This window comes from Guyparkeria sp. TX1 (assembly GCF_046523965.1).
In the GTDB taxonomy this organism is placed as follows: Bacteria; Pseudomonadota; Gammaproteobacteria; order Halothiobacillales; family Halothiobacillaceae; genus Guyparkeria.
The window spans coordinates 743,088-767,828 of the sequence record NZ_CP144142.1 but is presented as its reverse complement, the minus strand read 5'-3'; the positions used below and the strand labels follow the sequence as shown (position 1 = coordinate 767,828).

General features: G+C 68.3%; 20 protein-coding genes. 7 read left to right on the top strand and 13 right to left on the bottom strand.

Annotated features, from left to right (window positions below; translation table 11 throughout):
* Window positions 1-82: 82 nt before the first annotated feature.
* Entirely contained in the window at window positions 83-3,163 is a 3,081-nt protein-coding gene (locus VWP12_RS03640; protein WP_410474653.1) for an efflux RND transporter permease subunit, read from the bottom strand.
* Entirely contained in the window at window positions 3,160-4,278 is a 1,119-nt protein-coding gene (locus VWP12_RS03635) for an efflux RND transporter periplasmic adaptor subunit (RefSeq protein WP_410474939.1), read from the bottom strand. The genes VWP12_RS03640 and VWP12_RS03635 overlap by 4 nt, the downstream gene beginning before the upstream one ends.
* 42 nt (window positions 4,279-4,320) lie before the next feature.
* On the opposite strand from VWP12_RS03635, the gene VWP12_RS03630 reads away from it, so the two are divergent.
* From VWP12_RS03630 to modC, 5 genes are all read left to right on the top strand, one after another.
* Window positions 4,321-5,772, top strand: a complete 1,452-nt coding sequence (locus VWP12_RS03630) for a cryptochrome/photolyase family protein (protein WP_410474652.1) — start codon at window positions 4,321-4,323, stop codon at window positions 5,770-5,772.
* Between the two features lie 52 nt (window positions 5,773-5,824).
* Window positions 5,825-6,628, top strand: a complete 804-nt coding sequence (locus VWP12_RS03625) for a TOBE domain-containing protein (RefSeq protein ID WP_410474651.1) — start codon at window positions 5,825-5,827, stop codon at window positions 6,626-6,628.
* Between the two features lie 84 nt (window positions 6,629-6,712).
* Window positions 6,713-7,477, top strand: a complete 765-nt coding sequence (gene modA, locus VWP12_RS03620; protein WP_410474650.1) for a molybdate ABC transporter substrate-binding protein — start codon at window positions 6,713-6,715, stop codon at window positions 7,475-7,477.
* A gap of 172 nt (window positions 7,478-7,649) precedes the next feature.
* A complete protein-coding gene (gene modB / locus VWP12_RS03615) occupies window positions 7,650-8,342 on the top strand; it encodes a molybdate ABC transporter permease subunit (RefSeq protein ID WP_410474649.1) in 693 nt (230 codons plus the stop codon).
* A 4-nt stretch (window positions 8,343-8,346) separates the two neighbouring features.
* A complete protein-coding gene (modC, locus tag VWP12_RS03610; RefSeq protein ID WP_410474648.1) occupies window positions 8,347-9,444 on the top strand; it encodes a molybdenum ABC transporter ATP-binding protein in 1,098 nt (365 codons plus the stop codon).
* A gap of 77 nt (window positions 9,445-9,521) precedes the next feature.
* Here modC and VWP12_RS03605 read toward each other — a convergent pair whose 3' ends face one another.
* Both VWP12_RS03605 and VWP12_RS03600 read right to left on the bottom strand, forming a co-directional pair.
* The gene (locus VWP12_RS03605; RefSeq protein WP_410474647.1) at window positions 9,522-10,712 is read right to left on the bottom strand and encodes a glycosyltransferase; all 1,191 of its coding nucleotides are present in this window, start codon (window positions 10,710-10,712) and stop codon (window positions 9,522-9,524) included.
* 135 nt (window positions 10,713-10,847) lie between these two features.
* Window positions 10,848-12,758, bottom strand: a complete 1,911-nt coding sequence (locus VWP12_RS03600) for a RelA/SpoT family protein (RefSeq protein WP_410474646.1) — start codon at window positions 12,756-12,758, stop codon at window positions 10,848-10,850.
* A gap of 169 nt (window positions 12,759-12,927) precedes the next feature.
* Here VWP12_RS03600 and VWP12_RS03595 point away from each other — a divergent pair, with 169 nt between their 5' ends.
* Together VWP12_RS03595 and VWP12_RS03590 are read left to right on the top strand one after the other, a co-directional pair.
* Window positions 12,928-13,632, top strand: a complete 705-nt coding sequence (locus tag VWP12_RS03595; RefSeq protein ID WP_410474645.1) for a VIT family protein — start codon at window positions 12,928-12,930, stop codon at window positions 13,630-13,632.
* Between the two features lie 10 nt (window positions 13,633-13,642).
* Window positions 13,643-14,278: an esterase/lipase family protein gene (locus VWP12_RS03590; RefSeq protein ID WP_410474644.1), complete on the top strand. Its 636-nt coding sequence runs from the start codon at window positions 13,643-13,645 to the stop codon at window positions 14,276-14,278.
* Between the two features lie 143 nt (window positions 14,279-14,421).
* On the opposite strand, the gene VWP12_RS03585 is transcribed toward VWP12_RS03590, so the two are convergent.
* The 9 genes from VWP12_RS03585 to VWP12_RS03545 form a co-directional block, all read right to left on the bottom strand.
* Window positions 14,422-14,919 carry a bacterioferritin gene (locus tag VWP12_RS03585; protein ID WP_410474643.1) on the bottom strand — a complete coding sequence of 166 codons (498 nt, stop codon included), beginning with the start codon at window positions 14,917-14,919 and terminating at the stop codon, window positions 14,422-14,424.
* A 71-nt stretch (window positions 14,920-14,990) separates the two neighbouring features.
* Window positions 14,991-15,800: a zinc-dependent peptidase gene (locus VWP12_RS03580; RefSeq protein WP_410474642.1), complete on the bottom strand. Its 810-nt coding sequence runs from the start codon at window positions 15,798-15,800 to the stop codon at window positions 14,991-14,993.
* Window positions 15,797-16,690, bottom strand: a complete 894-nt coding sequence (locus tag VWP12_RS03575) for an HAD-IIB family hydrolase (RefSeq protein ID WP_410474641.1) — start codon at window positions 16,688-16,690, stop codon at window positions 15,797-15,799. Before VWP12_RS03575 ends, VWP12_RS03580 begins: the two co-directional genes overlap by 4 nt.
* On the bottom strand, window positions 16,687-18,873 hold the full coding sequence (locus VWP12_RS03570) for an HAD family hydrolase (protein ID WP_410474640.1): 2,187 nt from the start codon (window positions 18,871-18,873) through the stop codon (window positions 16,687-16,689). Before VWP12_RS03570 ends, VWP12_RS03575 begins: the two co-directional genes overlap by 4 nt.
* A gap of 31 nt (window positions 18,874-18,904) precedes the next feature.
* Window positions 18,905-20,380 carry a glycoside hydrolase 100 family protein gene (locus tag VWP12_RS03565; protein WP_410474639.1) on the bottom strand — a complete coding sequence of 492 codons (1,476 nt, stop codon included), beginning with the start codon at window positions 20,378-20,380 and terminating at the stop codon, window positions 18,905-18,907.
* A gap of 132 nt (window positions 20,381-20,512) precedes the next feature.
* On the bottom strand, window positions 20,513-21,091 hold the full coding sequence (locus VWP12_RS03560) for an NTP transferase domain-containing protein (protein ID WP_410474638.1): 579 nt from the start codon (window positions 21,089-21,091) through the stop codon (window positions 20,513-20,515).
* Window positions 21,081-22,103, bottom strand: coding sequence for an XdhC family protein (locus VWP12_RS03555; RefSeq protein ID WP_410474637.1), 1,023 nt, complete (start codon window positions 22,101-22,103; stop codon window positions 21,081-21,083). Before VWP12_RS03555 ends, VWP12_RS03560 begins: the two co-directional genes overlap by 11 nt.
* A complete protein-coding gene (locus tag VWP12_RS03550; RefSeq protein ID WP_410474636.1) occupies window positions 22,100-24,247 on the bottom strand; it encodes a molybdopterin cofactor-binding domain-containing protein in 2,148 nt (715 codons plus the stop codon). The genes VWP12_RS03555 and VWP12_RS03550 overlap by 4 nt, the downstream gene beginning before the upstream one ends.
* On the bottom strand, window positions 24,244-24,741 hold the full coding sequence (locus VWP12_RS03545; protein WP_125198113.1) for a (2Fe-2S)-binding protein: 498 nt from the start codon (window positions 24,739-24,741) through the stop codon (window positions 24,244-24,246). Before VWP12_RS03545 ends, VWP12_RS03550 begins: the two co-directional genes overlap by 4 nt.

Here is a 24,741-nt window from a genome sequence, read left to right as displayed (position 1 = left end):
CAGAAGTGAGAAGACAAGAAGCCAAGGCGGCCACTTCTGATATCTGAACACCGATTTCTGACCCCGCCGTCGCAGGCGGACCTCATGCCGTCTGCGGGGGCCTGACCCCGAACCACACCGCGTACATCGCGGGCAGGAACACGATGGTCAACACCGTGCCGACGGCGATCCCGCCAATCAGGGTGACCGCCAGCGGCCCCCAGAAGGTGCTGGCCGTCAGCGGCACGAAGGCGAGCACCGCCGCCAGCGCCGTGAGCACCACCGGGCGGGCTCGACGGATGGTCGCCTCGATCACCGCCGTGTGACGGTCGTCGCCGGCGCGGCGGTTCTCGTCGATCTGCCCCACCAGGATCAGGGTGTTGCGCATCAGTATTCCCGCCAGCCCGATCAGGCCAAGAAGCGCGACGAAGCCGAACGGCTGGTTGAACAGCGCCAGGGCGCCGGCCGCGCCGATCAGACCCAGGGGCGCGGTCAACAGCACCATGAACAGCCCCGGGAACGAGCGCATGTTGAGCATCAACAGGGTGAGCATCAGCACGACCATCAACGGCATCACCACCTTGATCGAGTCCTGCGCCCGGCCGGATTGCTCGACGGTGCCGCCGATCTCGATGCGGTAACCGGCCGGCAGCTCGGCGCGCAACTCGGCAAGGTCGTCCCAGCTGGCGAAGGTGGCATCCGGCGGCTGCGCGCCGCGGATCTCGGCGTTCACATTGAGATACGGGGTCTGGTTGCGTCGCTTGAACACTGGTAGCTCGGTCTCCACACGGATCTCACCGAGCTGGGCGAGCGGCACGCTGCTGCCGTCGGGCAGGCGAATAGGCAGGGTCTCGAGCCGGGCGGGGTCGCGTGCCACGGCCGGGTCACCGCGCACCAGCACCTCGATACCGCGAATGCCCTCGCGCAGCTCGGTGGCGACCTGGCCGTTGATCAAGCCGGCGGTCTGGCGCTGCACCTCGACCGGTGTCAGGCCGAAGGCCGCCAGCCGCGCCGGATCGAGCGACAGCGACAGGGTGGGCACCTGCCGCCCCCACTCCAAATGCGGGTCGACCAGGTGCGGATTCTCGGCCATGACGCGACGCACCCGCTCGCCGATCGCCACCAATTGCTCGATCTCCGGGCCCATCACCCGGAACTGCACCGGCCAGACCACCGGCGGGCCGTAGAGCAGCGGGTGCGGACGCACGCGAGCCTCGGGGAAGGCACCCTCGGCGATCATGGTCTCCAGCCGCTCGCGCAGGGCCTCGCGCGCCTCGGCATCGCGGGTGACGGCGATGATCTTGGCGAAGGCGGGGTCGGGCAGTTCGGGGTTGAGGGCGAGGAAGAAACGCGGCGCGCCGCGGCCGATGTAGGTCGACAGCGACTCCAGCGCCGGGTCGTCCTCGATCGCCGCGGCGAGCCGTTCGGCCACTTCGCGCGTGGCCGTTGTCGAGCTGCCCTCGGGCAGCTGGATGTCGATCAGCAACTCGGGCCGGTCGGAGCTGGGGAAGAACTGCTGGGCCACGCCCTTGCCCATCAGCACCGCCGAGGCGACAAATAAAATCAACGTGCCGCCGAGCACCCACCAGCGATGCGCGACGCAAGCGGTAATCAGCCAGCGCAGTGCCCGGTAGATCCGCCCGCTATACATCTCGCCCGGCGACGGCTCGATGCGCGGCAACAGCTTGACGCCGAGATACGGCGTAAAAACCACCGCGACGAACCACGAGGCGATCAGCGAGATACCGAGAATCCAGAAAATGTTGCCGGCGTACTCGCCGACGTTCGACTGGGCAAAGCCGATCGGCACGAAGCCGACCACGGTGACCAGGGTACCCACCAGCATCGGCATGGCGGTGACCGTCCAGGCATGACCCGCCGCGGCAATGCGATCAGCGCCCTCCTCGAGCTTCACCAGCATCATCTCGATGGCGATGATGGCATCATCCACCAGCAGGCCGAGCGAGAGAATCAGCGCCCCGAGGGTGATGCGATCGAGGTTCTTGCCGGTGACCTGCATCACCACGAAGGTCACGGCCAGCGTCAGCGGCACGGCCATCGCCACGACCAACCCGGCGCGCAGCCCCAGGGCAAGGAAGCCCACCAGCATCACCACGCCCAGGGCGAGCAGGAACTTGATCTGGAAGGTGTCGACCGCGAGGCGAATCGCATCGGCCTGGTTGGTGACCTTTTCCAGTTGCACCCCGGCAGGCAAACCGGCAGCGACACGCTCCTCGAAGGCCGCCAACCGCTTGCCGAGCTTCAGGCCGTTGACGTTGTCCTCCATGATCACGCCCACCATCAGGGCGCGCTCGCCGTTATTCTCCACCATGAAGGCGGGCGGCTCGGCCAGTCGGCGCGAGACCTCGGCGACGTCCGAGACGCGCAGCACCCGACCGTCGATGGTCAGCGGGGTGGCCGCGATGCGCTCGATGGTCTCGGGGCCCTCGGCATCGAGCCCCGGCCCGACCCGCAGGTACAACCGTGGCCCGTCGGTCTCGATCAGCCCGCGGCCGGTCAGGCGGTTCTGGCCGTCGATGGCCGCGGCGACCGCCTCGACCGACAGGCCCATCGACTGGATGCGGGCCGGATCGAGACGGATCTCGACCCGGTCGTCCTGCTCGCCGATCAGGTGGGCCTTGCCCACGCCCTCGACCCGCAGCGCCTCGCGCCGCAGCGTCTCGGCGGCATTCACCAGCGTGCGCTGATCCACCCCGGGCGCGGTCAGCGCGTAGAGGGTGAAATAGACATCCGAGAAATCGTCGTTGAAGAACGGCCCGGCCACCCCCGGCGGCAGCTGTGGGCCGGCATCGGAGAGGTGCTTGCGCACTTGGTAGAAGATGTCATTGACCGCCTCGGGCGGCGTCGATTCCTCGAAGTTGATGCGCAGATACACCGACCCGGGCCGGGCGATGGTCTCGACGAAGTCGAAATACGGCACGTTGTCGAGCGCCCGCTCCAGCGGCTCGCCCACCTGCTCCTGCATCTCGCGGGCACTCGCGCCGTCCCAGTGCGCCTCGGCGAGCATCACCTTGAGGGTGAAGGCCGGGTCCTCGGCACGCCCCAGCGAGACGAAGGCATACAGCCCGGCGAAGGCGACCAGCAGGATCAGGTAGAGGGTGATCGAGCGCTCGCGAACGGCCAGCGCGGAGAGATTGAAACGGCTGACCACCGACTGGCTCAAGGCGAGGTCTCCTCGACCTCGTCCCCCGCACCCGCCGCGACCTCGTCGCCGCGCCGCGGCTCAACGGCCTGGCCGTCATGCAGGCGATTAACCCCGGCGATCACCACCAGCGCGCCGGCCGGCAGGTCTGACTCGATCACGGCATGGCCGGCCTCGAGGCGCAGCACGCGTACCGCGACCGCCTCGACCCGTCCATCGACCACCCGGAAGACCCGTGGATCATCGTCACGGCCGAAGATGGCGCCGATCGGCACGCGCTGCTGCGGTGTCGGCTGGTTGAATTCCAGCATGGCGGTCTGGCCCAGCGACCAGGGCCACCCGTCGGCCGCGGGCAACCGGTAGCGGGCGGCAAACGTCCGGCTGACCGGATCGGCCGCGCCGTTCACCGAATCGAGCGTGGCTTCGAGCTCGGCGTCATCGCTTTCCAGGCGCGCCATACCCGTTTCGGGCAGACCGGACAGGAGCCGCTCGGGCACGTCCACCTCGATCAGCCGGCCGTCATCGGCCGCCAGCCGCACCACCGGCTGGCCGGCGGCCACCACGTCGCCGACATCGGCGACCAGCTCGATCACCACGCCCGCGAAGGGCGCCGCCAGCGTGGCGTAGTCGAGGGCATTGCGCGCCTCGGCCACCCGCGCGCGGGTGCTGGCCACGCGGGCGCGGGTCGCCTGTTCACGCGAGATCGCCTGGTCGAGGGCCTGCTGGCTGGCTACCTGCCGCTCGCGCAGCTCGCGGGTGCGTGCAAGCTCCTGCCCGGCCAGTCGCGCCTCGGACTCGGCCTGGGCCAGCTCGGCCTCGACCGACTCGACCCGTGCGGCCAGATCGCGGGGATCGAGGTGGGCCAGGGGTTCACCAACGGTGACGCGCTGCCCACGCCGCACCGGGCGCTCGTCGATCCGCCCGGCGGCCTGAAAGCCGACCGATGCCGTGGTCTCGGCGGTCACCTCGCCGACCAGCGGCGCCTGTTCCACCACGCCGGTTGCCACCGGGGCGACCAGCACCACCGGCGTACCGGCTTCAGCCACCTCGGACGTGGCCAATGTCCGCCCCGTGGGCAGGGCCAGTGCCGCGACCAGGCCGGCGAGCAGCAGAAAAAAACCAGGGCGCTTTGCCATACTCACCGGCCATCCCTCCCTGCAGCCATTAGCCAACCGTCCATGTCCACATCGACCACCCTCGTCTGGTTCCGCCAGGATCTGCGCCTTGCCGACAATCCGGCGCTCGACGCCGCGCTGGCATCCGAGCACATCATACCCGCCTACATCGTACCCCCGGAGGGATCGGGCGAGCGCCGCGACGGCTTTCTCCGGGGCGGAGCCAGTCGCTGGTGGCTGCATCACAGCCTGACGGCACTCGATCGCGACCTGCGGGCTTTGGGCAGCCGACTGATCGTCCGCCGCGGCGAGCCGGGCGAGGTGCTGGCCCGGCTGGCCGCCGAGAGCGACGCGACCGCCGTGCACTGGAACCGTCGCCTGGAACCGGCCGGCATCGCCACCGACCGGGCGGTCAAGCAGTCACTCCGCGAACAGGGCCTGAGCGTCCAGTCGTTTGCCGGCAATTACCTGCACGAGCCCTGGAACGTGCTCAACAAGCAGGGCGCGCCTTACAAGGTGTTCACCCCCTACTGGAAGACGCTGCTCGCCGAGGGCATCGACCTACCCGTCCTGCCCGACCCCGAGCGACTGCCAGCCGTGGACGAGGCCATCACGGGCGAGTCGATCGACTCGCTCGGGCTCCTGCCGGGACTCGACTGGGCCGACGACTTTGCCGACTGGTGGACGCCGGGCGAGGCGGGCGCCTGGGACCGTTTCGAGTCGTTCCTCGACGACGTCTCGCGCTACCACGAGACCCGCAACCGGCTCGACCTGGACGGCACCTCGCGGCTCTCGCCGCACCTGCACTTCGGCGAGATCTCTCCCCGCCAAGTCGTCGCTCGGGTGCGCAGCGAATACCCGGATGCCCTCGACGACAAGGGCCCGGAGCACTTCCTGCGCGAGGTAGGCTGGCGCGAGTTCGGCGCCAATCTGCTCTACCACTTCCCGCAGACCGAAACCGAGAACCTCGACGCGCGCTTCGACCACCTGCCCTGGCGCAACGACCCGGATCACATCGTCGCCTGGCAGCGCGGCCAGACCGGCATCCCGGTGATCGACGCGGCCATGCGCGCCCTGTGGACGACCGGATGGATGCACAATCGCGCCCGGATGATCGTCGCCTCCTTCCTGACCAAGAACTGCCTGATCGACTGGCGCGTGGGCGCCGACTGGTTCATGGACACGCTGGTCGACGCGGATCTGCCCAGCAACACCGCCGGCTGGCAGTGGGTGGCCGGCACCGGCGCGGACGCCGCGCCCTACTTTCGCATCTTCAATCCCGTCCTGCAGGGCGAAAAGTTCGACCCCGAGGGCGCCTTCATCCGCCGCTGGGTGCCGGAGCTGGCCGAGCTGCCCGACAAGGCGCTGTTCGCCCCCTGGGAGGCCGACCCCGGCACCCTGAACCGCGCCGGCGTGACACTTGGCGAAACCTACCCCCGCCCGATCGTCGATCTCAAGGCCTCCCGCGAGGCGGCCCTGGAGGCGTTCGCGCAGATCAAGGATTACGAGCGGTGACGGCCGATGCGGGTAAGATCGGTCACCCGTTTACCCCGTTGTTCCACGCCTCATGTCGATATATAGTGAAAAACATAACGCGATGTTCACCGGCTCGCTCGGCCTGAAACTGGGTGCAGGCGAGGTGTCCGACCGCCGCCTGCGACTGCTGGCCGCCCTCGAACAGACCGGCTCGATCAGCGGGGCGGCGCGGTCGATCGGCATGACCTACAAGGCGGCCTGGGACGCGGTCGACGCGATCAACAACCTCGCCGACAAGCCGCTGGTCACCACCCGTCACGGCGGGTCGAAGGGTGGTGGGGCGGGGCTCACCGAGGAAGGGCGGCGCCTGCTAGCCGCCTGGAAGCGACTCAACGGCATGCAGCGGGAGCTACTGGCCCTGTTCGAACGCAACGAGCTGACCGACGATCTGGACCTGCTGCGGAGGATCCACATGAAGACCAGCGCAAGGAACGCCCTGGCCGGCCGGGTGAAGGCGATCACCCACGGCCCGGTCAGTAGCGAGGTGGTCGTCGCACTGGCCGGTGGCGACGAGTTGGTCGCCGTGATCACGCGCCGCAGCGCCGAGGACATGGCGCTGGCCGAGGGGCGTGCCGTGCACGCCCTGATCAAGGCAAGCTTCGTGATCCTGAGTGATGCCGGCTCGCGCACCTCGGCACGCAACCAGCTCTGCGGCACGGTCGAGCGCCTCGAGACCGGCGCGGTCAACAGCGAAGTGGTGGTCGCCCTGCCCGGCGGCGCGCGCCTGACGGCGGTGGTGACCAACACCAGCATCGACACGCTGGGCCTTGCCGAGGGGGCGGCGACCTGCGCGCTGGTCAAGGCCAGCCACGTGATCCTGGGCGTGGACGAGTAGCCGCGCGGGCGTTCACTCGGCGTCTCGCCGTGCACATCGATATATACCCGACAACCAATCGAAAGACGAAACAGGGAGTCCGAGATGTGGAAAAAGACCCTGATGGCCGCCCTGCTTGCCAGCGGTTGGCTGACCGCGGCGGCCGCCCAGGCCGAGACCATCACCGTGGCGGTGGCCGCAAACTTCACCAAGGCCGCGGAGGAGATCGGCGCGGCCTGGGAGGCGAAGACCGGCCACGACGTGCGGTTCTCCTTCGGCCCATCGGGCAAGCTCCTGGCCCAGATCCGTAACGGCGCCCCCTTCGACGCCTATTTCTCCGCCGACACCGGCCGACCGGAGCAGCTGGCCGAGTCCGGCGAGGCAAGGGACGTCTTCGTCTATGCGCGGGGGAAGCTGGCCCTGTTCAGCCTCGATCTGCCCGTTCACGAGCGCGCCGAGGAGATTCTGGCCGATGGCGACTTCCGCTACCTGGCCGCGGCCAACCCCAAGGCCGCGCCCTACGGTCTGGCCGCGCAGCAGGTGCTGGAAAAGCATGATCTCTATCAGCGCTATCGCGCGGAGGGGAAAATCGCCACCGGCGAGAGCATCACGCAGACCTTCCAGTTCGTCGCCACCGGCAATGCCCAACTGGGTTTCGTCGCCCTGTCGCAGTTGCGGGACCCGCAAAGCCCGGTAACGGACAAGGGGTATATCTGGATGCCGCCGGCCGAGGACTACGACCCGATCGAGCAGGGCGCCGCGGCGCTGACCCGCAGCGAACACCCCGAGCTGGTCGACGACTTCCTGGCCTTCGTTCGCAGCGACCAGGGCGCGACGATCATCCAGAAGTACGGCTACGACACGCCCTGAGGACCGGCCGGTTTGGAGACAATTTCATGATGAGACCTCGAAAAATCGTCGTGAGCCGCCCGAGTGCAAGGAGCCGCGGAACGAGCGACGAGACATATCCAAAAGATAGGCGAGAAGCGAGTGAGCACGCGACGCCGCAATCGGGTGGCGCAACAGATTTTCCGAGGTTCTAATGACGCTTTTCGGCATCCCGCTCGATACCCACCCGATCTGGCTGACCCTGCAGGTGGCGGCGGTGACCACCATCCTCCTGCTGCTTATCGGCGTGCCCATCGCCTGGGGGCTTTCCCGCATGCGATCGCGCTGGCGGGTGGTCTTCGAGGCGCTGGTCTCCCTGCCGCTGGTGCTGCCGCCGACGGTGCTGGGCTTCTACCTGATCATCGCCATGAACCCCAACGGCGCGCTCACCCAGTTCCTGGGCCTGTTCGGCTTCGACGGCCAGCTGACCTTCAACTTCGTCGGGCTGGTGATCGGCTCGGTGCTGTTCTCGTTGCCGTTCATGGTCCAGCCGATGCTCTCGGCGTTCCACGGGCTCTCCGAGGAGGTGCTGGACGCCGCCCGGCTGATGCGCGCCGGCTTTCTCGACCGGTTCTTCAGCGTAATCCTGCCGCTGTCGCGCCAGGGGCTGCTGGTCGGTTCGGTGCTCACCTTTGCCCACACGGTGGGCGAGTTCGGCGTGGTGCTGATGGTCGGCGGCAATATCGAAGGACAGACCCGCATGGTCTCGATCGCGATCTTCGATCACGTCGAGTCGTTCGAGTACGCCCAGGCCCACCTGCTCTCGGCGGTGATGGTGGCCTTCTCCTTCGCCACGCTGGTGGGCGTGTACCTGATCAATCGCCGGTTCTCGGCACGACTCGGATAATCCAATGTTCGCAGGCAACCTGACACTGACCGTCGGCGACTTCCGCATGGCCTCCGGCGACTTCCGCTTCGATTCGGACGGGGTGACCGCGCTGTTCGGTCGCTCGGGCTCGGGCAAGAGCACGTTGCTGCGCGCCATGGCGGGCCTGGATCGGCACACCCGCGGCCAGCTGCGCTTTCACGACGAGGTCTGGCAGGACGGGCGGCGCGGCCTCCCGGCCGAGCGGCGCGACATCGGCATGGTCTTCCAGCATGCGGCCCTGCTCGCCCACCGCACGGTCCGCGGCAACCTCGACTTCGCCGCAACGCGTGCACCGACCGATCGCGGCGCGGCCATCGACCGCGAGCAGATCATCGAGCGCACCGGTATCGGCCCGCTGCTCGACCGGGCAGTGGGCAAGCTCTCCGGCGGCGAGCGCCAACGCATCGCCATCGCCCGGGCCCTGATCGGCCGACCCCGCGTGTTGATGATGGACGAGCCACTGGCCGCGCTCGACTGGCGCGCCAAGGCCGATCTCCTGGACCTGTTCGAGACGGTGATCCGCGATTTCGGCATTCCCACGGTGATCATCACCCACGCCCCGGCGGAGGTGGAGCGCCTCGCCGACCGGGTGGTGTTCATGAGCGAGGGGCGCGTCGAGCGGGTCGAGACATTGAAGGAGGCGCTCGGGCGGGTCGACTCGCCGCTGTTCACCGAGGAAGGCCCGGTCGCCTCGCTCGACGGCCACGTGGAGCACGTCGATGGCGACCCGCATCGGCTGCGCTTCGTCACCACGCCACAAACGGCCACCGGCCAGCCGGTGACCTTCCAACTGGGCGCGGACGGCTCGATGACCGAGCACGGCCCGCGCCGCCTGCGCGTGCGCGCCGACGACGTGGCACTGGCCCGGGAGCGACTCGACAACATCTCGATGCAGAACCAGCTCCCGGCCCGGATCGAACGGATCGACACCAGCGCCCCGGGCCGCCGGGCCGTGTTCCTCACCCTGAACGATGGCCAGCGGCTGGTCAGCGAGGTCACCGACCGTGCGGTCACCGACATGGGACTGGATGCCGGCCAGGCCGTGATCGCCCTGGTCAAGAGCGCGGCACTGGCGAGGTAATCCGGGCGGGGCGGCACAACCGCGGGCACGGGTACCAAATCGTCCCCGCCGCGAGATGACGGGTACGCGTAGCGCGATCAGGCGGAAACCGAGCCCTTCTCCGGCCACGATGCCTCGGCGGCGCTGTCGTCACTCACCCGCCCCTCGCGGCACAGCTGGCCCATCCTCAGCAATTGCCGATCGAGCTGCGGCCCCCAGCCGTAGTGACGCACGGCCCGTCGGCGCGCGGCGGCGCCGGCGGTCCGCCAGTCGCGGTCGAACAGGCGCGTCACGCCCCGGGCGAGTGCCGCGGCCCGCGCCTTCGGGACCAGTTCGCCCACCGTCTCGTCGACCAGCTCGGGCGTGGCCCCGGCATCCACGCCGACCACCGGCAGGCCGCAGGCCATCGCCTCGAGGATCACCAGACCGAAGGTCTCGGCATCACCGGCATGCAGCAAGGCGTCCGCCGAGGCGAGGTAGGCGGCCAGCGTGTGCTCGTCGGCGACGTAGTCGACCACGCGCAGACGGGGATGACTGCCGACCGGCATGCCGGCGCCGATCAGCAACAGGTAGTAACGGTCGTCGAGCTCGTCGAGCGACGCGACCAGCTGGTCGACATGCTTCTCGCGCGTGTTGCGCCCGGCAAACACCAGCAAGCGGGCATCGCGCGGAATGCCGAGCGCGTCACGCAGTCCGGGCTGGACCGCCGAAGGACGAAAGACCGAGGTATCGACGCCGAGCCGCTGCACGCTGACATGTCGCACGCCCAGGTCGACCAGCTGGCTGGCCATGACGTCACTCGGGGCGAACATCCAGTCGAATCGGCGATACAGCCGACCCAGGTAGCGCCCCGACAGCGGCCGGACCCAGTCGCCGCAGCGCAGCGCGAGCAAGCGCGAGAGGTCCGAATGGAAGAAGCCGACCGCCGGCACGCCCAGTCGTTTCGCTGCGGCCTGGGCGGCGTGGGCGGTGACGTAGGGATCGCCCGACTCGATCGCATCGGGTGCCAGCTCGATCAATGCCTCGCGCCAGGGACCGGGGCGCAGGGGAAACCGGTAGCCATCGCCGGCGGGCAGGCGCCAGGCCGGCAACTGGCGCAGCCACTGGTTGGCATCGGCCGACCACGCCGGGTGGGGACCGGGCACCAGCAGGCTGTGCTGGCAATCCGGGCAATCGGCGATATGGCTGCGTTTGGCCTCGAGGTAACGCCTCACACCGCCCGAGGCCGGGCCCCAGAACATGGTGACGTCGGCCAGGTGCAGCGCCGGGGAAGCAGGTGTCTTTTCCATTGGCGCCAAATTACCCGGCGCGCATGACGATTTGTTGTCAGCGAAGGACGGTCTGCATGTATCCGATGCCACCCTGGACCCCTTGATCACCGACGGCTCGCCGGACCCGGGTGGTATCACATGTGGGCAGCCGTTCTAATCGGGCCATTCGACCGGCAACACGCGCTCGGGGTACTGGCCGGCCAGGTGGGCGAGGTTGCGGCAATCGGGGCGGTGGAGCTTGTAGCCCTGCGAGCGGCTCAGAAAGGCCATCACCCGCTCGCCCGGTTGCGGATTGCAGCATTTGGCCGGGATGACCTTGAGCCCGTCGATCGACTGGTTCTCGATGACGAGACTGCGCCCGCCCGGCGGCTCGGGCAACGGCTCGCCCGCGGGTGTCTCCTCGCGCGGCGGGCGCGCGGAGCGGTCGGCCGCCGCGCCCAACTGACCACGGGCGGCGGCCTGCAGCGTCTCCGGGGCGATGCGGTGATGCCCCACGGCCAGGAACAGCTGGTCTTCGCTGTTCACACCCAGCGCCTCGAGCAGCTGCCGGCGCGCGGGGGCATCCATGGAGAACCGCCGATAAAGCCGCTCGCAGATCAGGCGTCCCCGCTCACGGGCATCCTCGCGATCGAACTGCGCGAACCAGTTGCGCACCTTGGCCCGCGAACTGGCCGATCGCAGAAAACCGCTCTTGGCATGCGCCCACTCGCGGCTGGGCGCCGGCTCCTTGTTGGTCAGCACCTCGACCGTGTCGCCGTTGGCGACCTCGGTCTTCAGCGGCGTGATGTGGCCGTTGATCTTCGCCCCGCGGCAACGGTGCCCCAGGTGGGTGTGGATGCGATAGGCAAAATCGAGCACCGTCGCCCCCGCCGGCAGTTCGACCAGCTCGCCGTTGGGCGTGAAGGCATACACCATCGGCGCGGCCAGCGGCCGAATCTCGCCGCGCGACAGGCCACGCCGCAGCGCTTCGACCTGCATGTCGAAGGGATTGGCCGATCCGCCGCCGGCCTTGTAGCGCCAGTGAGCGGCCACCCCGAACTCGGCGAAGGCGTGCATGCGCTCGGTGCGGATCTGGATCTCGACCACCTTGTCCTCGTCGGCATGCACCGCGGTGTGCAGCGACTGGTAGCCGTTGGGCTTGGGGCGGGCGATATAGTCGTCGTACTCGCTGGGGATGGGACGGAACAGCTCATGGACCACCGAGAGCGCGGCGTAGCAGTCGGTGACCGAGTCGACCTGCACCCGCAGCGCGCGCACGTCGAACAGCCCCTCGAAGGAGAGCTGCTTGCGGCGCATCTTTCCCCAGATGCTGTAGATGTGCTTGGGCCGGCCGTAGACCTCGGCGCGGATGCCCGCCTGGAGCAGGGCGTGGTTCAGCTTCTGCTCGACCTGCACCAGGTACGACTCGCGGCTGGTGCGACGCTCGTCGAGCAGGCGGGCGATCTCGACGTAGGTATTCGGTTCGAGATGGCGGAAGGCCAGGTCCTCGAGCTCCCACTTGATCTGACCCAGGCCGAGCCGATGGGCGATCGGCGCATGGACCGCCAGCGTCATGCCGGCAAACCGCCGGCGCCGCGCCTCGTCGGGCTCGTCACCGAGCGCCCGCATCCCCTCCAGCCGGTAGGCCAGATCGATCAGCACCGCGCGGGCGTCACGCGCGCCGGCAAGCAGCAGGCGGCGCCAGTACTCGCGTTGCCCCTCCGCCTGCGGCTCGGGGTAACGAGCCTCCCAGCCCCGCAAACGCTCGATCGCCTCGATCAGGCGCTGTACGTCCCGCTTGCCGTTTTGGCCCAGCATCGAGGGTGCCGGCGGGGAGACACCAGATTCGCCCAGGGCCGGGTCCGCCAGCAAGGCGGCAACCAGGGTAGGCAGGTCGGCCTGGATGTCCGCCAGCGCCACGGCGACACGCGGGCCGGCCGCCGATGCCGATTCCCGCGCGACCGACAGGCACAACCGCTCGACGGCCAGCGCCACGTCGGGCGTGACCTCGTCGTCCATGCCATCGAGAACCTGTTGCAGGCGCTGGCAGAGATGATCGGAGCTGATGTCGAGCGGATGCTGCATGATGTTAGGTCGATGGCCTTGCCGGCCGACCCGCGGCCTCGTGTTGGGTTACGGCGGATTACCGTGGCAATATCCCGTTAAAACGCGTCCCTGCCGGTCCGACCGGCGGGGTGTCACCAGATTATCACCCGGCCCGCCAGCCGGGGATGCCCCAGGACGAAGGCGCCTCATGGAAAAGAAGATCGATATTCACGCCGAGCATCACCGCATCAATCGCAATTCATGGCTGAGGGCGTCCGTGATGGGGGCCAACGACGGCATCGTGTCGGTCTCCAGTCTGATGCTGGGCTTCATCGCGGCAGGCACCCCGCGTGCGGCCATCGTGCTGGCGGGCACCGCCGGGCTGGTCTCCGGGGCGCTCTCGATGGCGGCCGGCGAGTACGTCTCGGTGCAGTCGCAGAAGGACACCGAAAAGGCGGATCTCGCCATGGAGGCGCGCGAGCTGGAGATCAACTTCGACCACGAGCTGGCCGAGTTGCGCGAGATATACATCGACCGTGGCCTGAAACCGGAAACGGCCCAGGATGTCGCCCAGCAGCTCATGGCACACGATGCCCTCGGTGCGCATGCACGCGACGAGATGGGACTGCACGAGATCACCCGGGCTCAACCCTTTCTCGCCGCCTGGTCGTCGGCCGCCTCCTTCTCCGTCGGGGCAGGCCTTCCCCTGCTGACCGTGCTGTTCTCTCCCGACTCGACCATGATGGTCGCCGTGGTGGTGATGACCTTGGTCTCGCTCGGCCTGCTCGGTGGCCTGGCGGCCCGCGCCGGCGGCGCTTCCGTCCTCCGCGGTGCCGCGCGGGTGCTGTTCTGGGGCGTGGCCGCCATGGGTGCGACCGCCTTCATCGGCAACCTGATCGGCTATCACGTCTGACAACGACCCAGTGACGCCCTCCTCCGACCGCAGGCCGGTGGTACTGATCCACGGGCTGTGGATGGGACGCTGGGCCATGTGGCCACTGGCACGTCGCCTGAAACAGGCCGGGTTTGATCCCCTACTGTTCGGCTACCCCACCCGCGCCACCCCGGCGGCCAACGCCGAGCGACTCGCGCGCTGGCTGGACGAGCAATGCAGCCCACCCGGCCACTTCCTCGCCCACAGTCTCGGCGGCGTGGTCCTCGCCCACCTCTTCGCTCGCCACCCCGATAGCCGGCCGCCCGATGCACGCCTCGTGCTGCTGGGCTCCCCCCTGGGCGGCAGCGCCGTCGCCCGAGGCCTGGCCCAATGGCGGCTCGGGCGCTGGCTGCTCGGCGGCAGCCTGGAGGCCGGGCTCGACGGCGACGTTCCGGCGTGGAACGCCCCCAACACCCTGATGCTGGCCGGCACCCGACCGGTCGGGCCAGGTCGTCTCGTCGCCGACGCGCTCGAATCGCCCAACGACGGTACGGTGGCCGTCGCCGAAACCGTGGCCTCCGAAATGGCCGATCACCGCTGCCTGCCCGTGAATCACTTCGCACTGCTCTGGTCAGGGCGCGTGGCGAAGGTGGTGATCGACCACCTCTCGTCAGGTGGCCGGTGACGGCCCCGGCGGTCCCACACCGTCCCACAGCCAACCGATAACCGCGAGAACACGAAAAAGGCCGACCCCAGTGGAGCCGGCCCATTTATGTGGCCACTTCGGGCGCCCCTGCGCCGACCGGTTTTGGCCGGCGGGGCCCGCCCTTACTCGCCGGTATTCGGCGTGTGGTAGGCGGCGAAATAGTTCTGTTCGCCCATGCGATCGAGCAGCTCGAGCTGGGTCTGCAGCCAGTCGGCGTGCCCTTCCTCGTCGATGAGGATTTCCTCGAACAACTGGCGGGTACCCACGTCCCCGTCATCGGCGGCCTCGCCGGCGGCCTTGCCGTAGAACGCGATCGAGGCGAGCTCTTCCTTCAGGTCGGCCTTGAACATCTCGGTCAGCGACGTGGAACGCTTGGTCGGCTTGGCCTCAGAGACCACCGGATCGCCATTGAGGAACAGCATGCGATCGATGAACTTGCTGGCATGCCCCAGCTCTTCCTGCACCTCGCCGTTCATCTTGGTGGCCAGGCGATCCAGCCCCCAGTCCTCGAGCACGTGGGCGTGCAGCAGGTACTGGTGGGTGGCGGTCAATTCCATCGACAGCGCCTGCTGCAGGTTCTTGAGTGTCTTTTCGCCTTTCTTTGCCTTGGCTGCGCACATGGGTGGTAGCCCTCCATGATTTGGATGAAAACCCTCTCCGGCAGTCGTTCCCGCCGGACCTGTGCAAGACCTTAGACGTCTGCAGGGATTTTGCCAGCCGAAAGGGCTGCGACGCGCGCCCGCGGGTCCTGGCCGTAAAAGCGCGACAGGTGGGCGTAGATCGCGGCATCGAAGTGCCACAGCGCCTCGGGCAGGCGGAAAAAGTATTCGGAGAGCACAGCAAAGAACTCGGCCGGGTTGGTGGCCGCGTACGGGTCGATCGCCGGCTCATGGCCGGCGTCGATCTCCCGGTTGAGCCGGTCGAAGGCCGTCTGGAAGTCATGCGTCCAGCGGACGCGGTCATGCCCCTTGCCCAGTGGCGGGAAGCCGTTTTCCGCGCCGTTGGCCCCGTCGATGAAATGGGCCACCTCGTGGATCACCACGCTGGTGGCGTAATCCGGGTCGAGCCCGGCCTCGATATCCGCCCAGGAGAGCACCAGCGTGCCATGCGACCAGGCCTCGCCGGCGCGCAGGTCGCGCACGTGATGCACCACCCCGTCCTCGTCGACCTCCTCGTGATCGACCTCGAAGGCATCCGCGTAGACCACGACCGACCGAATCCCTGCCAGCCAGTCCATTCCGAGCGAGAGCGCCGGCAAGCTTGCCAGGGCCGCGATCCGCAGCTGCATGGCGTCGGTAAGTTCGATCGCCCCACCGGCGTAGAACGGCCGCCCGGCGAGAAACCGCCCGGCCAGCGACCGCAGGCGTTCGCCCTCCTCGACCGACAACACGGAGAGCTCCGGCTGCCCCCGGCAGACGCGTTTCCAGGCCGGGGCCGGAATGTCGATCGCTTGATGGGAGTGTCGACCGAACAGGCCGAGAAGCCAGCGCCAGACCGTCAACTCGGCCCCCCGCTGGAATCCGCCGCCAGCGTCATGTGCTCACGGGTCTCTGGCAGGTAGTGCACCAACCCCTCGAGCACCCCGGCGGCGTAATTGCCGTTCATGCCGAACAGCCCGCCCTGGGCGAGGTAGAGCGTGCCCTCCAGCGCGCCGGCACGCACCAGTTCGCGGGCACGCGCCTTGACCGCCGGTTCGGCATTGGCGACCAGCGTGCCGTTGATATGACTGCCGAGGGCGTGGAGGTCGTTGCCCGAATCGCCGGCGAACATCGCCCGGCACTCGTCGAATGCCAGATGCTGGATGAGAAATTCGATCGCGTGCAGCTTGCTCGCGCCGGTGGGCAACACGTCGAGCAGCAGCACGTCGGCCGCCTCGTCGAGCGACCAGACCAGTCGCGCGTCGACCCCGTTTCGCCATAGCCGGCCGTGCAGTTCGGCATCGAGCACCTCCTGGTTCGCCTGCCGGTCGACGTAATAGCTCGCCTTGAACGCCCCCTGCTTGGCCGGCTCCTGGGGACGGATGGCGGAAATGTCGGCGAACATGTCGGTGACATCGTCGTGGGTCAGCCCGTTCCAGTCCGGCGCGATCTGATCCGTCCACGCCGGCCAGTGAATCCAGTCTCCATCCTCATGACCCGTCTGTGATCGCGGCGCATAGATGGCGGTGCCGACATCACCGATGATGTAGTCAGGCTGCGGCAGCGACCACTCGTCGATGCCGTCGAGCACCAGCTGGAGGTCCCGCCCAGACACGAACACCAACTGGACCGCCGGATGGGAACAGAAGCGCGCCAACCGCGGCCGAGCCTCGGCCGATTCCTCGGCCCGACCGTTGGGGATCAGCGTACGGTCGAGGTCACAGCACAACAGGATCGGCGCCAGCTCGCTCATGACGCCTGCCCGTCATCGTCACGCCGCCCCTCGGGCAGGGCACAGGCACCGAAAAAATCGTAGTGATCGATGGCCTCGAGCACGCCCGTGGGCCCGTGTCCCCGGGTGAAGATCACGCGATCAAGGTCCGTCAGGCCCGGCAGTTCGCGCGCCCCGTCGGGCGTGACCACCGCGCCGAGTGGATTGCCTCGCAGCATGTCCTCGTCGGTCGCCACGCCACCGGCCACCAGCAGGTGATCGAGCGCAATGCCCCACTGCGTGGCGAAATAGCGCAGCGCGAAGCCCTTGGAGGCGCGCACCGGCATGGCCAGCAGTTCGTTGCGCGACAGGCGCACCAGGTTGGCGTGGATGTCGAGTTGATGCAGCTCGTTTTCCAGCGCCTCGAAGCCCGGGAAGGCATCGGTGTCCGCGATAAAGGCATGCACGGCATGCACCCCCTGTACCGCCCGGGAACGCAGCTCCACGCCGGGCGTCCGAGCCAGCAGGTTGTAGACGCGGTCCGGTTGCCAGGCATAGCCGATATGGCGACTCCAGCCCTCGTCGCGAGACAGGCGCGGACCGTAGTGGATCTGCGTGCCGCCGCGGGTGATCAGCACGTCGGGTGTGGGCACGCCCAACTCCTTGAGCGCACTGAGCACCTCGCGGCGCGGCCGGTCGGATACCACCGCAAAGCCGGCCTGCCGGCGATGGGCACGCAATGTCTCGACCAGCCGCCGGCGCGTGCCGGCATCGGTGGAATCGCCCAGCGCCGCCAACTCGACCACCAGCGCCCGGTCGACCTGGGTGAGCACATGATCCGGCAGGCTGGGACGCACCGCGCGACGCTCGCCCTCGAACAGGCTGGCCACGCGGGCGAGGTAGCTCTCGACGTGGGCATCCCAGGCGTAGCATTCGCGCACGCGCCGGATGCCGTTCTGCGAGTAGCGCCGCCAGCGTTCGCGATCCTCGAGCAGCGCGGCGATCCGCTCGCCGATGCCGTCGGCATCCAACGGGTCGATCAGCTCGCCGTTCTCGCAGGCGGCGATGATGTCGCGCGGCCCGCCGTCCTCGGTGGCCAGGATCGGCGCCCCGGCCGCGGCCGCCTCGATCAGGGTCAGGCCGAACGGCTCGGTCAGCGCCGGGTTGATGAACACCCCGCCGCTGCGGGTGACCAGCCGATAGAGATCGGGCACGTCATCGGACTGATGATGACGCGGATAGGCGGCCACGCCATAGAGGTCGTGGTAGTCGATCAGCAGCAGGATATCGGTCAGCACCTTGCGCGGCCCGGCATCCATGTCGCGAATGTCGTCGCGGTTGCCGGCGATGATCACCAGGTTCGCCTGCTCGCGCAGCGTGGGATGCGCGCCGAACGCCTCGATCAAGGTGGCGATGTTCTTGCGCTCATCGGGACGCGACAGCGCCAACACCATCGGTTGCTCGGGCTCGCGCAGGAAGCGACGCAGATCGGCGCAGATCGCTGGTGCGAACTGCTCGGGCGGCGGGGAGAAGCGCTCGAGGTTCACGCCCGGCGGGATCACCGTCATCTTCTCGGGATCGGTCCAGTCGTAAAGCCCGTACTGCTCCTCGATCTCCTGGCCGGTGCTGACCACCACCATGTCCGCGGCGAGCAGCACCTCCTCCTCGGCCCGGACACGGGTGGACATGGCGTAGGTCGACTCGATGGTCTCGCTGCTCTCGCCTCGCGCCAGCAGGCGGCGGCGCTTGACGCGGCCCAAGGAGTGGCCGGTGTGGGCCAGCGGCACGCCCAGGTGATGGGCCAGCCGCACGCCGACGTAACCGGCATCGGCGTAGTGGCTGTGGATCAATGTCGGCGTCCGGCCGAGCCGATCGATGTGTGCCAGCGCGCCGTCGACAAAGCAGTTGAGGTAGTCCCAGAGCCGCTCCTTGGGCAGATACTCCTCGGGACCGGCATCGATACGGATGATGTGGGCGTTGTCACCGAGGTCTTCCTCGGGCTGGGCATAGTCGGCATCCACGCGCGGGTCGATCACCCGCCGGGTGAACAGGTCGACGCGGGCCACCTCGGGACGGCGCGCCAGCGCGCGCGCCAGTTCGACCACGTAGAGGGTCTGCCCGCCAGTGTCGGCGTCTCGACCTAATTCCAGGTTGTACCCACGAATCAGCCCATGCACGCTGATCAGACAGATGTACAGCCCGTCGCGACCTCCCACCATAGCCATGGCATCGCTCCCCTCCCTCATCTGACCCTATTTAACCGCCGCGCCCGTCGCCGGGGGCACTGTTTTCATCCTCGGACAGCCCCAGCTCGACCAAGTTCTCGGGGTTGGCCAGCAGGTGACGGGCCAACAGCAGCCCGGTCGCGCTCCAGACCTGGTGCAGATTGGCCCGACGACCGATCAGGCGGCCGTGCCGACCGTCGTAATATTCAGGCCAGCTGTCGGCCATCAGGCGCCGCTCGGCGACGCGGAAGGCCCGCTCGCCCAGGTCCTGGCGATCGACGGCCAGTGCCGCGGCCACCATCGGCCAGATCAGCACCGGCCAATTGCCGCCGTTGTGATACGACCAGGGCACGTTCTTCGGGTCCGACCCGGTCATCAGGCGCCACTCGGCCCCGCGCGCCGGGGGATAGACCAGCTTGACCGGCATCTGCCCGACCAGGTCGTCCCAGCGCTCGGTGACGGTGTGCATCAGCAGACCGCCCTGCTCCGCGGTCGCCAGTCCGGTGGTCGTGGCGAGGAAATTGCCCTGCGAGAAAAAGCGGAAGTCGATCCGCCCCGGGCCGAGATTGCCAACGAAGTAGCCGCCGTCGTCCGGCAGCCAGTCGGCTACCCATTCGGGGATCGACTCGGGGTAGATGTTGAAGACGTTGTCGACATCAACGCCGAACTTCTCGGTGGAGAAGCGGTGCACCTCGTTGAGCACGTCCAGATCCAGCCAGTAGTAACGGCGCACGTAGTCGCGCAGCACGTCGCGACGGCGCTTGGCCAGATCGATCAGCCAGTGGCTGCCCTCGTCGACGGTCAGGAGATCGGCCGTGCGCAGGGTCATGTCGAACAGCGCCTGGATCTCGAGCGGGTGGCCGTTGACGCCCATGCGCCGATCGACCATGAACGAGCCGTCCGGCACCAGCAGCGTGGGGAAGACCTCGAAGCGGCTCTGCAGACAAAGGCTCAGGATCATGCGCAGGCCGCGCTGGACCTCCGGGGTGTGGGCGAACGCCGTGTCGCCAGTGTAGCGCACATAGGCACGCAGCAGCACCGCCCACCACATCATCGAGTCGACCGGGGCGACCCGACCGATGGCGCGGTCGCCGAAGTCGGCCGAGAGCTGCTCGCTGCCGTCGTCGAGGGTGATGACGCGGAACGAGGCCGGCAGCACACCCGGCGCGACCTGCTGCCCTTCCAGTTCTTCCTGCTGACCGCGCATGCGCAGGATCATGGCGAGAAACTCGCGCACCACGTCCGAGCGACCTTCCAGCAGCATCAGGAACGCCGCCGAGACGAAATCGCGCACGAAGCAGTCACGGTAGTTCTCGGCCGGGGCACGCGGATCAAGGCTCGCCATCGTGCCGACAGGATGACCCTGGTAGCGGATCACCGCGTCATCGAGCAGGCGATAGGCATCGGCAAGCACGGCCGACTCGTCGGCGAACCGCGGTTGTGCGAAGCAATGACGCGAGGCGTGCAGCGGTTCGGTGGCACGACTCGTGGACGGACGCTCGTTCATCCGGGGTCCTTCGCTGGTGTCGAAATGGAAGAGACGGCGGACTCGACATGTCGCCGAGTGCCGACGGGGTCACGTAAAACTTAGCACAGCCAATCGGCACGGTAACCCGTACCGGCGCCTGTACCGGCCGGATCAGGACGTAGGCAGAGTATCGAGATCGACCGGACGGTCGACATCGCTCACCACGCCGGGGTACTCCCATTCGATCGCCCGTCCGGTGGCGGCCGGGAAACCCGACTCGCCCAGCTCGGCCAGCCACCGCACGGGGCAAGCGACGGGGTGCCCGGGATCACCGCGATGGACCGGACGAACCGGCAATCCGGTCTCGAGCATCATTGCCCCCAGACGACGGGCATCGACGGGGCGAATGGCCGGCATGTCACCCAGAAAGACCAGCACGCCGCGCAGCCCGGTATCGCCTCTCAGGGCATCGAGCCCGCACCGCCGACTGAATACCAGGCCGCGGTGTGCGTCGGGGCAGACCACCAGCTCGGCCGGCAGTCGCTCCAGCAGTTCGTCCAATGCGGGATCGTGTCGCTCGACGACCACCAGCACGCGCTCGCAGGCCGCGCGGGCGGTGTGCAGCACGTAGGCGAGCAGTGGCTCGTCCTGCCAGGACGCCCAGCGCTTGTCGGCGCCGAAGCGCCGCGACCGCCCGGCCGCCAGCACCACGCCCGCCACCCCGGCGAGCGGTGCCTGATCAGCCGGCATCGAGTACGTGCCGTGTGGCAGGCTGCCTCGCGGCGGCCCGCTGGCGCTCGAGATGACGCGCCGCGACCAGCTCGGCGGCCATCGACACGGCGATCTCGGCCGGGGTATGCGAGCCGATATCGAGCCCCGCCGGCGCCCGCAGTCGCTCGGTATCGATGCCAAGGGCCGCCAGCCGGTCGCGACGCGCACGACTGGTGGATGCGCCACCCATGGCTGCAACGTGGAAGGCCGGCGACTCGAGGGCATCCATCAGCGCGAGATCATCCAGCCGCGGGTCGTGCGCCACGGCCACCACTGACGTGCGCGCATCCAGCCCGGTCACGGCAAAGAACCGCTCGGGCACCTCGCGGTGCAGCGCCACCCCGGGCACGGACCAATGGGCATGTGGCCGCGGGTCGCAGACATCCACCTCGAAGCCCAGCGAGAGGGCCTGGGGCGCGAGGGCCTCGGCCACCGGCCCGGTGCCGATGATCGCCAACCGCCACGCCGGGCCGAAGGGCACGGCCAGGGCGCCCTCGCCACGACTGGGCGATTCCGGTACCACGCCATCGATCGAGTGAAACTCCACCCGGCCGGTGGCCAGGTCGACCTCGCGCCAGACCGCCTCGCGACGGGAAACGGCCGCCAGTGCCGGACGCAGATCGGAGGATCGGCGCGGCCACTCCACCAGCACCGACAGGGTGCCACCACACGGCAGACCCGGGTGAGTGGTGCCATCGAAATGCCGCTCGACCGGCCTGCCACAACGCGCCTGCTCCGGGTGAGCAGCGAGCCAGTCGAGCAGGTCGTCCTCGACGCAGCCGCCGGAGACCGATCCGGCCTGCCTTGGGATCCCCTCGGACTGCGGGCCAGCCGGCTCGACGATCACCCACAGCGAGCCGGGACGACGAGGCGCCGACCCGTAGGTCTCGAGCACCGTGATCAACGCGACCTCGCGGCCGGCCTCGAGTGCCTCGACCGCCAGGGTCAGGGCCGCCTGGCGATCGTTTGCCGCGGCCGGGGACGGGGTCACGCCTCGTCGCCCAGCTCGATCGGCAAGCGGCGGATCGGCTTGCCGGTCAGGCTTGCCAGCGCGTTGACCACGGCCGGCGCCAGCGGCGGTAATCCCGGCTCGCCCACGCCGCCCGGCGGCTGGCCCGAATCGACGATGCCCACCTCGACCTCGGGCATCTGGTCGATGCTCACGGCCTGGTAGTCGTTGAAGTTCTGCTCCTGGACCCGGCCGTTCTTGATGGTGACCTTGCCGAACAGGGCAGCAGTCAGACCGTAGGCAATCGAGGAGTGCACCTGGCGCTCGACCCCGGCCGGATTGACCGCGATGCCGCAGTCCAATGCACACCAGACCTTGTGCACCCGTGGCTTGCCGTCCTCGATGGAGACCTCGGCGACCTGAGCGCAATAACTGCCGAACGACTTGGCCAGTGCGACGCCGCGGGCACGGCCCTCAGGCACCTCGCCGCCCCAGTCGGCCATTTCGGCGGCACGCTTGAGCACGCCGACGTGACGCGAGTCGCTCTCGAGCAATTGCAACCGGTACTCGACCGGATCGACGTCTGCCCGGCGGGCGAGTTCGTCGAGAAACGACTCGACGATATAGGCGTTGTGCGAGTGGCCCACCGAGCGCCAGAACCCGACCGGGATACCCGGGTCGACATTCGCATAGGACACGGCGATGTTTTCGATCTGATAAGGGTGATCCGCCGCGCCTTCGACGGCGGCCGGATCGATGCCGTCCTTGACCATGCCGGGCGCGACACGCGACCAGATCGACGGACCGGCGATGCGATGCACCCAGGTCACGGGCAGACCGTCATCGCCGAGGGTGGCCGACAGCTCGTTGTAGGCCGCCGGCCGGTAGAAGTCGTGACGCACGTCGTCCGGACGCGAGTAGATCACCTTGACCGGGCGACCGGCGCGCTTGGACAGCTCGACCGCCTCGCGGACGAAGTCGGTCTCGAAGCGACGGCCGAAGCCACCCCCGAGGAAGGTGGTATGCACCGTGACCTTGTCCTTGTCGACACCGGCGACCTCGGCGGCCACCTTCTGTACCGAGCCCGGTGCCTGGGTCGGCACCCACAGGGTCACGCCGTCCTCGGTGACCGAGGCGGTGGCGTTCATCGGCTCCATGGTGGTGTGGGCCAGATAGGGCACGCGATAGGTCGCGCTATGGGTGTTCTCGTCATTGCCCAGCGCATCGGCACCACGACCCTCGCTACGTGCGGAGCGGGCATCCTCCTTGATCCGTTCCTGGAACTGCGCGTCGATCGCCTCGTCGTCGAGGTCGGCCAGATCGCCCTCGTCCCACTCGATCGAGAGCTTGCCGCGCGCCTGGTCGGCACTCCACCAGTCCCGCGCCAGCACCGCCACGCCGTGATCGAGCTCAATCACGTCCTCGACCCCATCGGCCTTGCGGGCCTCGTCGGCGTCCACCGACTTGAGCTTGCCGCCGAATACCGGGCAACGCTCGATGCTGGCTTGCAGCAAGCCATCCGGGCGGGCATCGATGCCGAAATCCGCCTGGCCGGTGACCTTCTGCGGCGAATCGAGGCGTTTGGTCGGCTTGCCGATGATGCGAAAGTCCTTGCGGTCCTTGGTAAAGACCTCTTCCGGTGGCTCGAGCTGGGCGGCATCGCCGACCAGATCCTTGTATTCCACCTGCCGACCGCTGGCGGAATGCACCACGACACCCGGCTCGGTGCGCAACTCATCGAACGGCACGTCCCAGCGGTTTGCCGCGGCCTGCATCAGCATCTCGCGGGTCGCCGCGCCCACCTCGCGCAGCTTGGTGTAGAAACCGCGCACGGTGGCGCTGCCGCCGGTGACCTGGCTGCCGAGCGCCGGGTTGGCATAGGCCTCGTCGGCCGGGGCGAACCGGGTGTCGAACTCGCCCCAGGGCAGGTCGAGCTCTTCTGCGATCATCATCGGGATCACCGTCATCGCGCCCTGGCCCATCTCGGAACCCGAGATGGTGAGCATGGTGCGACCGTCGGGATGCATCTCGATCCAGGCATTGGGTTCGAACACACTCGCCGAACCCGACGCGCCTGACGTACCGTCGGCGGCCATGGCCGACTCGGGGGCACCCAGACGAAAGCCGACCAGCAAGCCGCCGCCCACGGCGGCGGATACCTTGAGAAACTGCCTGCGCGTGGTCATGCCGACACCTCCTGGTTGTCACTCTGGACATCAGAACCGGCCATCTTGGCCCGGGCCGCGTGCTTGATCGCCGCGCGAATCTGGTTGTAGGTACCGCAACGGCAAAGGTTGCCCTTCATCGCCCGATCGATGTCCTCGTCGGAGGGGTCCGGGTTGTCGGCCAATAGCGCGGCGGCCTGCATGATCTGGCCGGACTGGCAATAGCCACACTGCGGGGCGTCCTCGGCCACCCACGCCAGTTGCACCGGGTGATCACCGGCCGAGGAAAGCCCTTCGATGGTGGTGATTTCCTTGCCGTCCGCGGAGGCGACCGGCGTAACGCAGGAGCGCGTCGCCTCGCCATCGACGTGCACGGTGCAGGCACCGCACAGCCCGGCGCCACAGCCGAACTTGGTGCCGGTCAGGCCGATGTAGTCACGAATGGCCCACAGCAGGGGCATGTCATCGGCGACCTCGAGGGTCACGGATCGCCCGTTAATGGTGAGTGTTGCCAC

What these genes read in the sequence shown, in the direction of transcription:
- VWP12_RS03565 (WP_410474639.1), bottom strand. Translation starts at nt 20,380, where the DNA reads ATGAACGAGCGTCCGTCCACGAGTCGTGCCACCGAACCGCTGCACGCC.
- VWP12_RS03570 (WP_410474640.1), bottom strand. Translation starts at nt 18,873, where the DNA reads ATGGCTATGGTGGGAGGTCGCGACGGGCTGTACATCTGTCTGATCAGC.
- modB (WP_410474649.1), top strand. Translation starts at nt 7,650, where the DNA reads ATGACGCTTTTCGGCATCCCGCTCGATACCCACCCGATCTGGCTGACC.
- VWP12_RS03630 (WP_410474652.1), top strand. Translation starts at nt 4,321, where the DNA reads ATGTCCACATCGACCACCCTCGTCTGGTTCCGCCAGGATCTGCGCCTT.
- VWP12_RS03595 (WP_410474645.1), top strand. Translation starts at nt 12,928, where the DNA reads ATGGAAAAGAAGATCGATATTCACGCCGAGCATCACCGCATCAATCGC.
- VWP12_RS03575 (WP_410474641.1), bottom strand. Translation starts at nt 16,690, where the DNA reads ATGAGCGAGCTGGCGCCGATCCTGTTGTGCTGTGACCTCGACCGTACG.
- modA (WP_410474650.1), top strand. Translation starts at nt 6,713, where the DNA reads ATGTGGAAAAAGACCCTGATGGCCGCCCTGCTTGCCAGCGGTTGGCTG.
- VWP12_RS03635 (WP_410474939.1), bottom strand. Translation starts at nt 4,278, where the DNA reads ATGGCAAAGCGCCCTGGTTTTTTTCTGCTGCTCGCCGGCCTGGTCGCG.
- VWP12_RS03550 (WP_410474636.1), bottom strand. Translation starts at nt 24,247, where the DNA reads ATGACCACGCGCAGGCAGTTTCTCAAGGTATCCGCCGCCGTGGGCGGC.
- VWP12_RS03560 (WP_410474638.1), bottom strand. Translation starts at nt 21,091, where the DNA reads ATGCCGGCTGATCAGGCACCGCTCGCCGGGGTGGCGGGCGTGGTGCTG.
- VWP12_RS03605 (WP_410474647.1), bottom strand. Translation starts at nt 10,712, where the DNA reads ATGGAAAAGACACCTGCTTCCCCGGCGCTGCACCTGGCCGACGTCACC.
- modC (WP_410474648.1), top strand. Translation starts at nt 8,347, where the DNA reads ATGTTCGCAGGCAACCTGACACTGACCGTCGGCGACTTCCGCATGGCC.
- VWP12_RS03625 (WP_410474651.1), top strand. Translation starts at nt 5,825, where the DNA reads ATGTCGATATATAGTGAAAAACATAACGCGATGTTCACCGGCTCGCTC.
- VWP12_RS03585 (WP_410474643.1), bottom strand. Translation starts at nt 14,919, where the DNA reads ATGTGCGCAGCCAAGGCAAAGAAAGGCGAAAAGACACTCAAGAACCTG.
- VWP12_RS03600 (WP_410474646.1), bottom strand. Translation starts at nt 12,758, where the DNA reads ATGCAGCATCCGCTCGACATCAGCTCCGATCATCTCTGCCAGCGCCTG.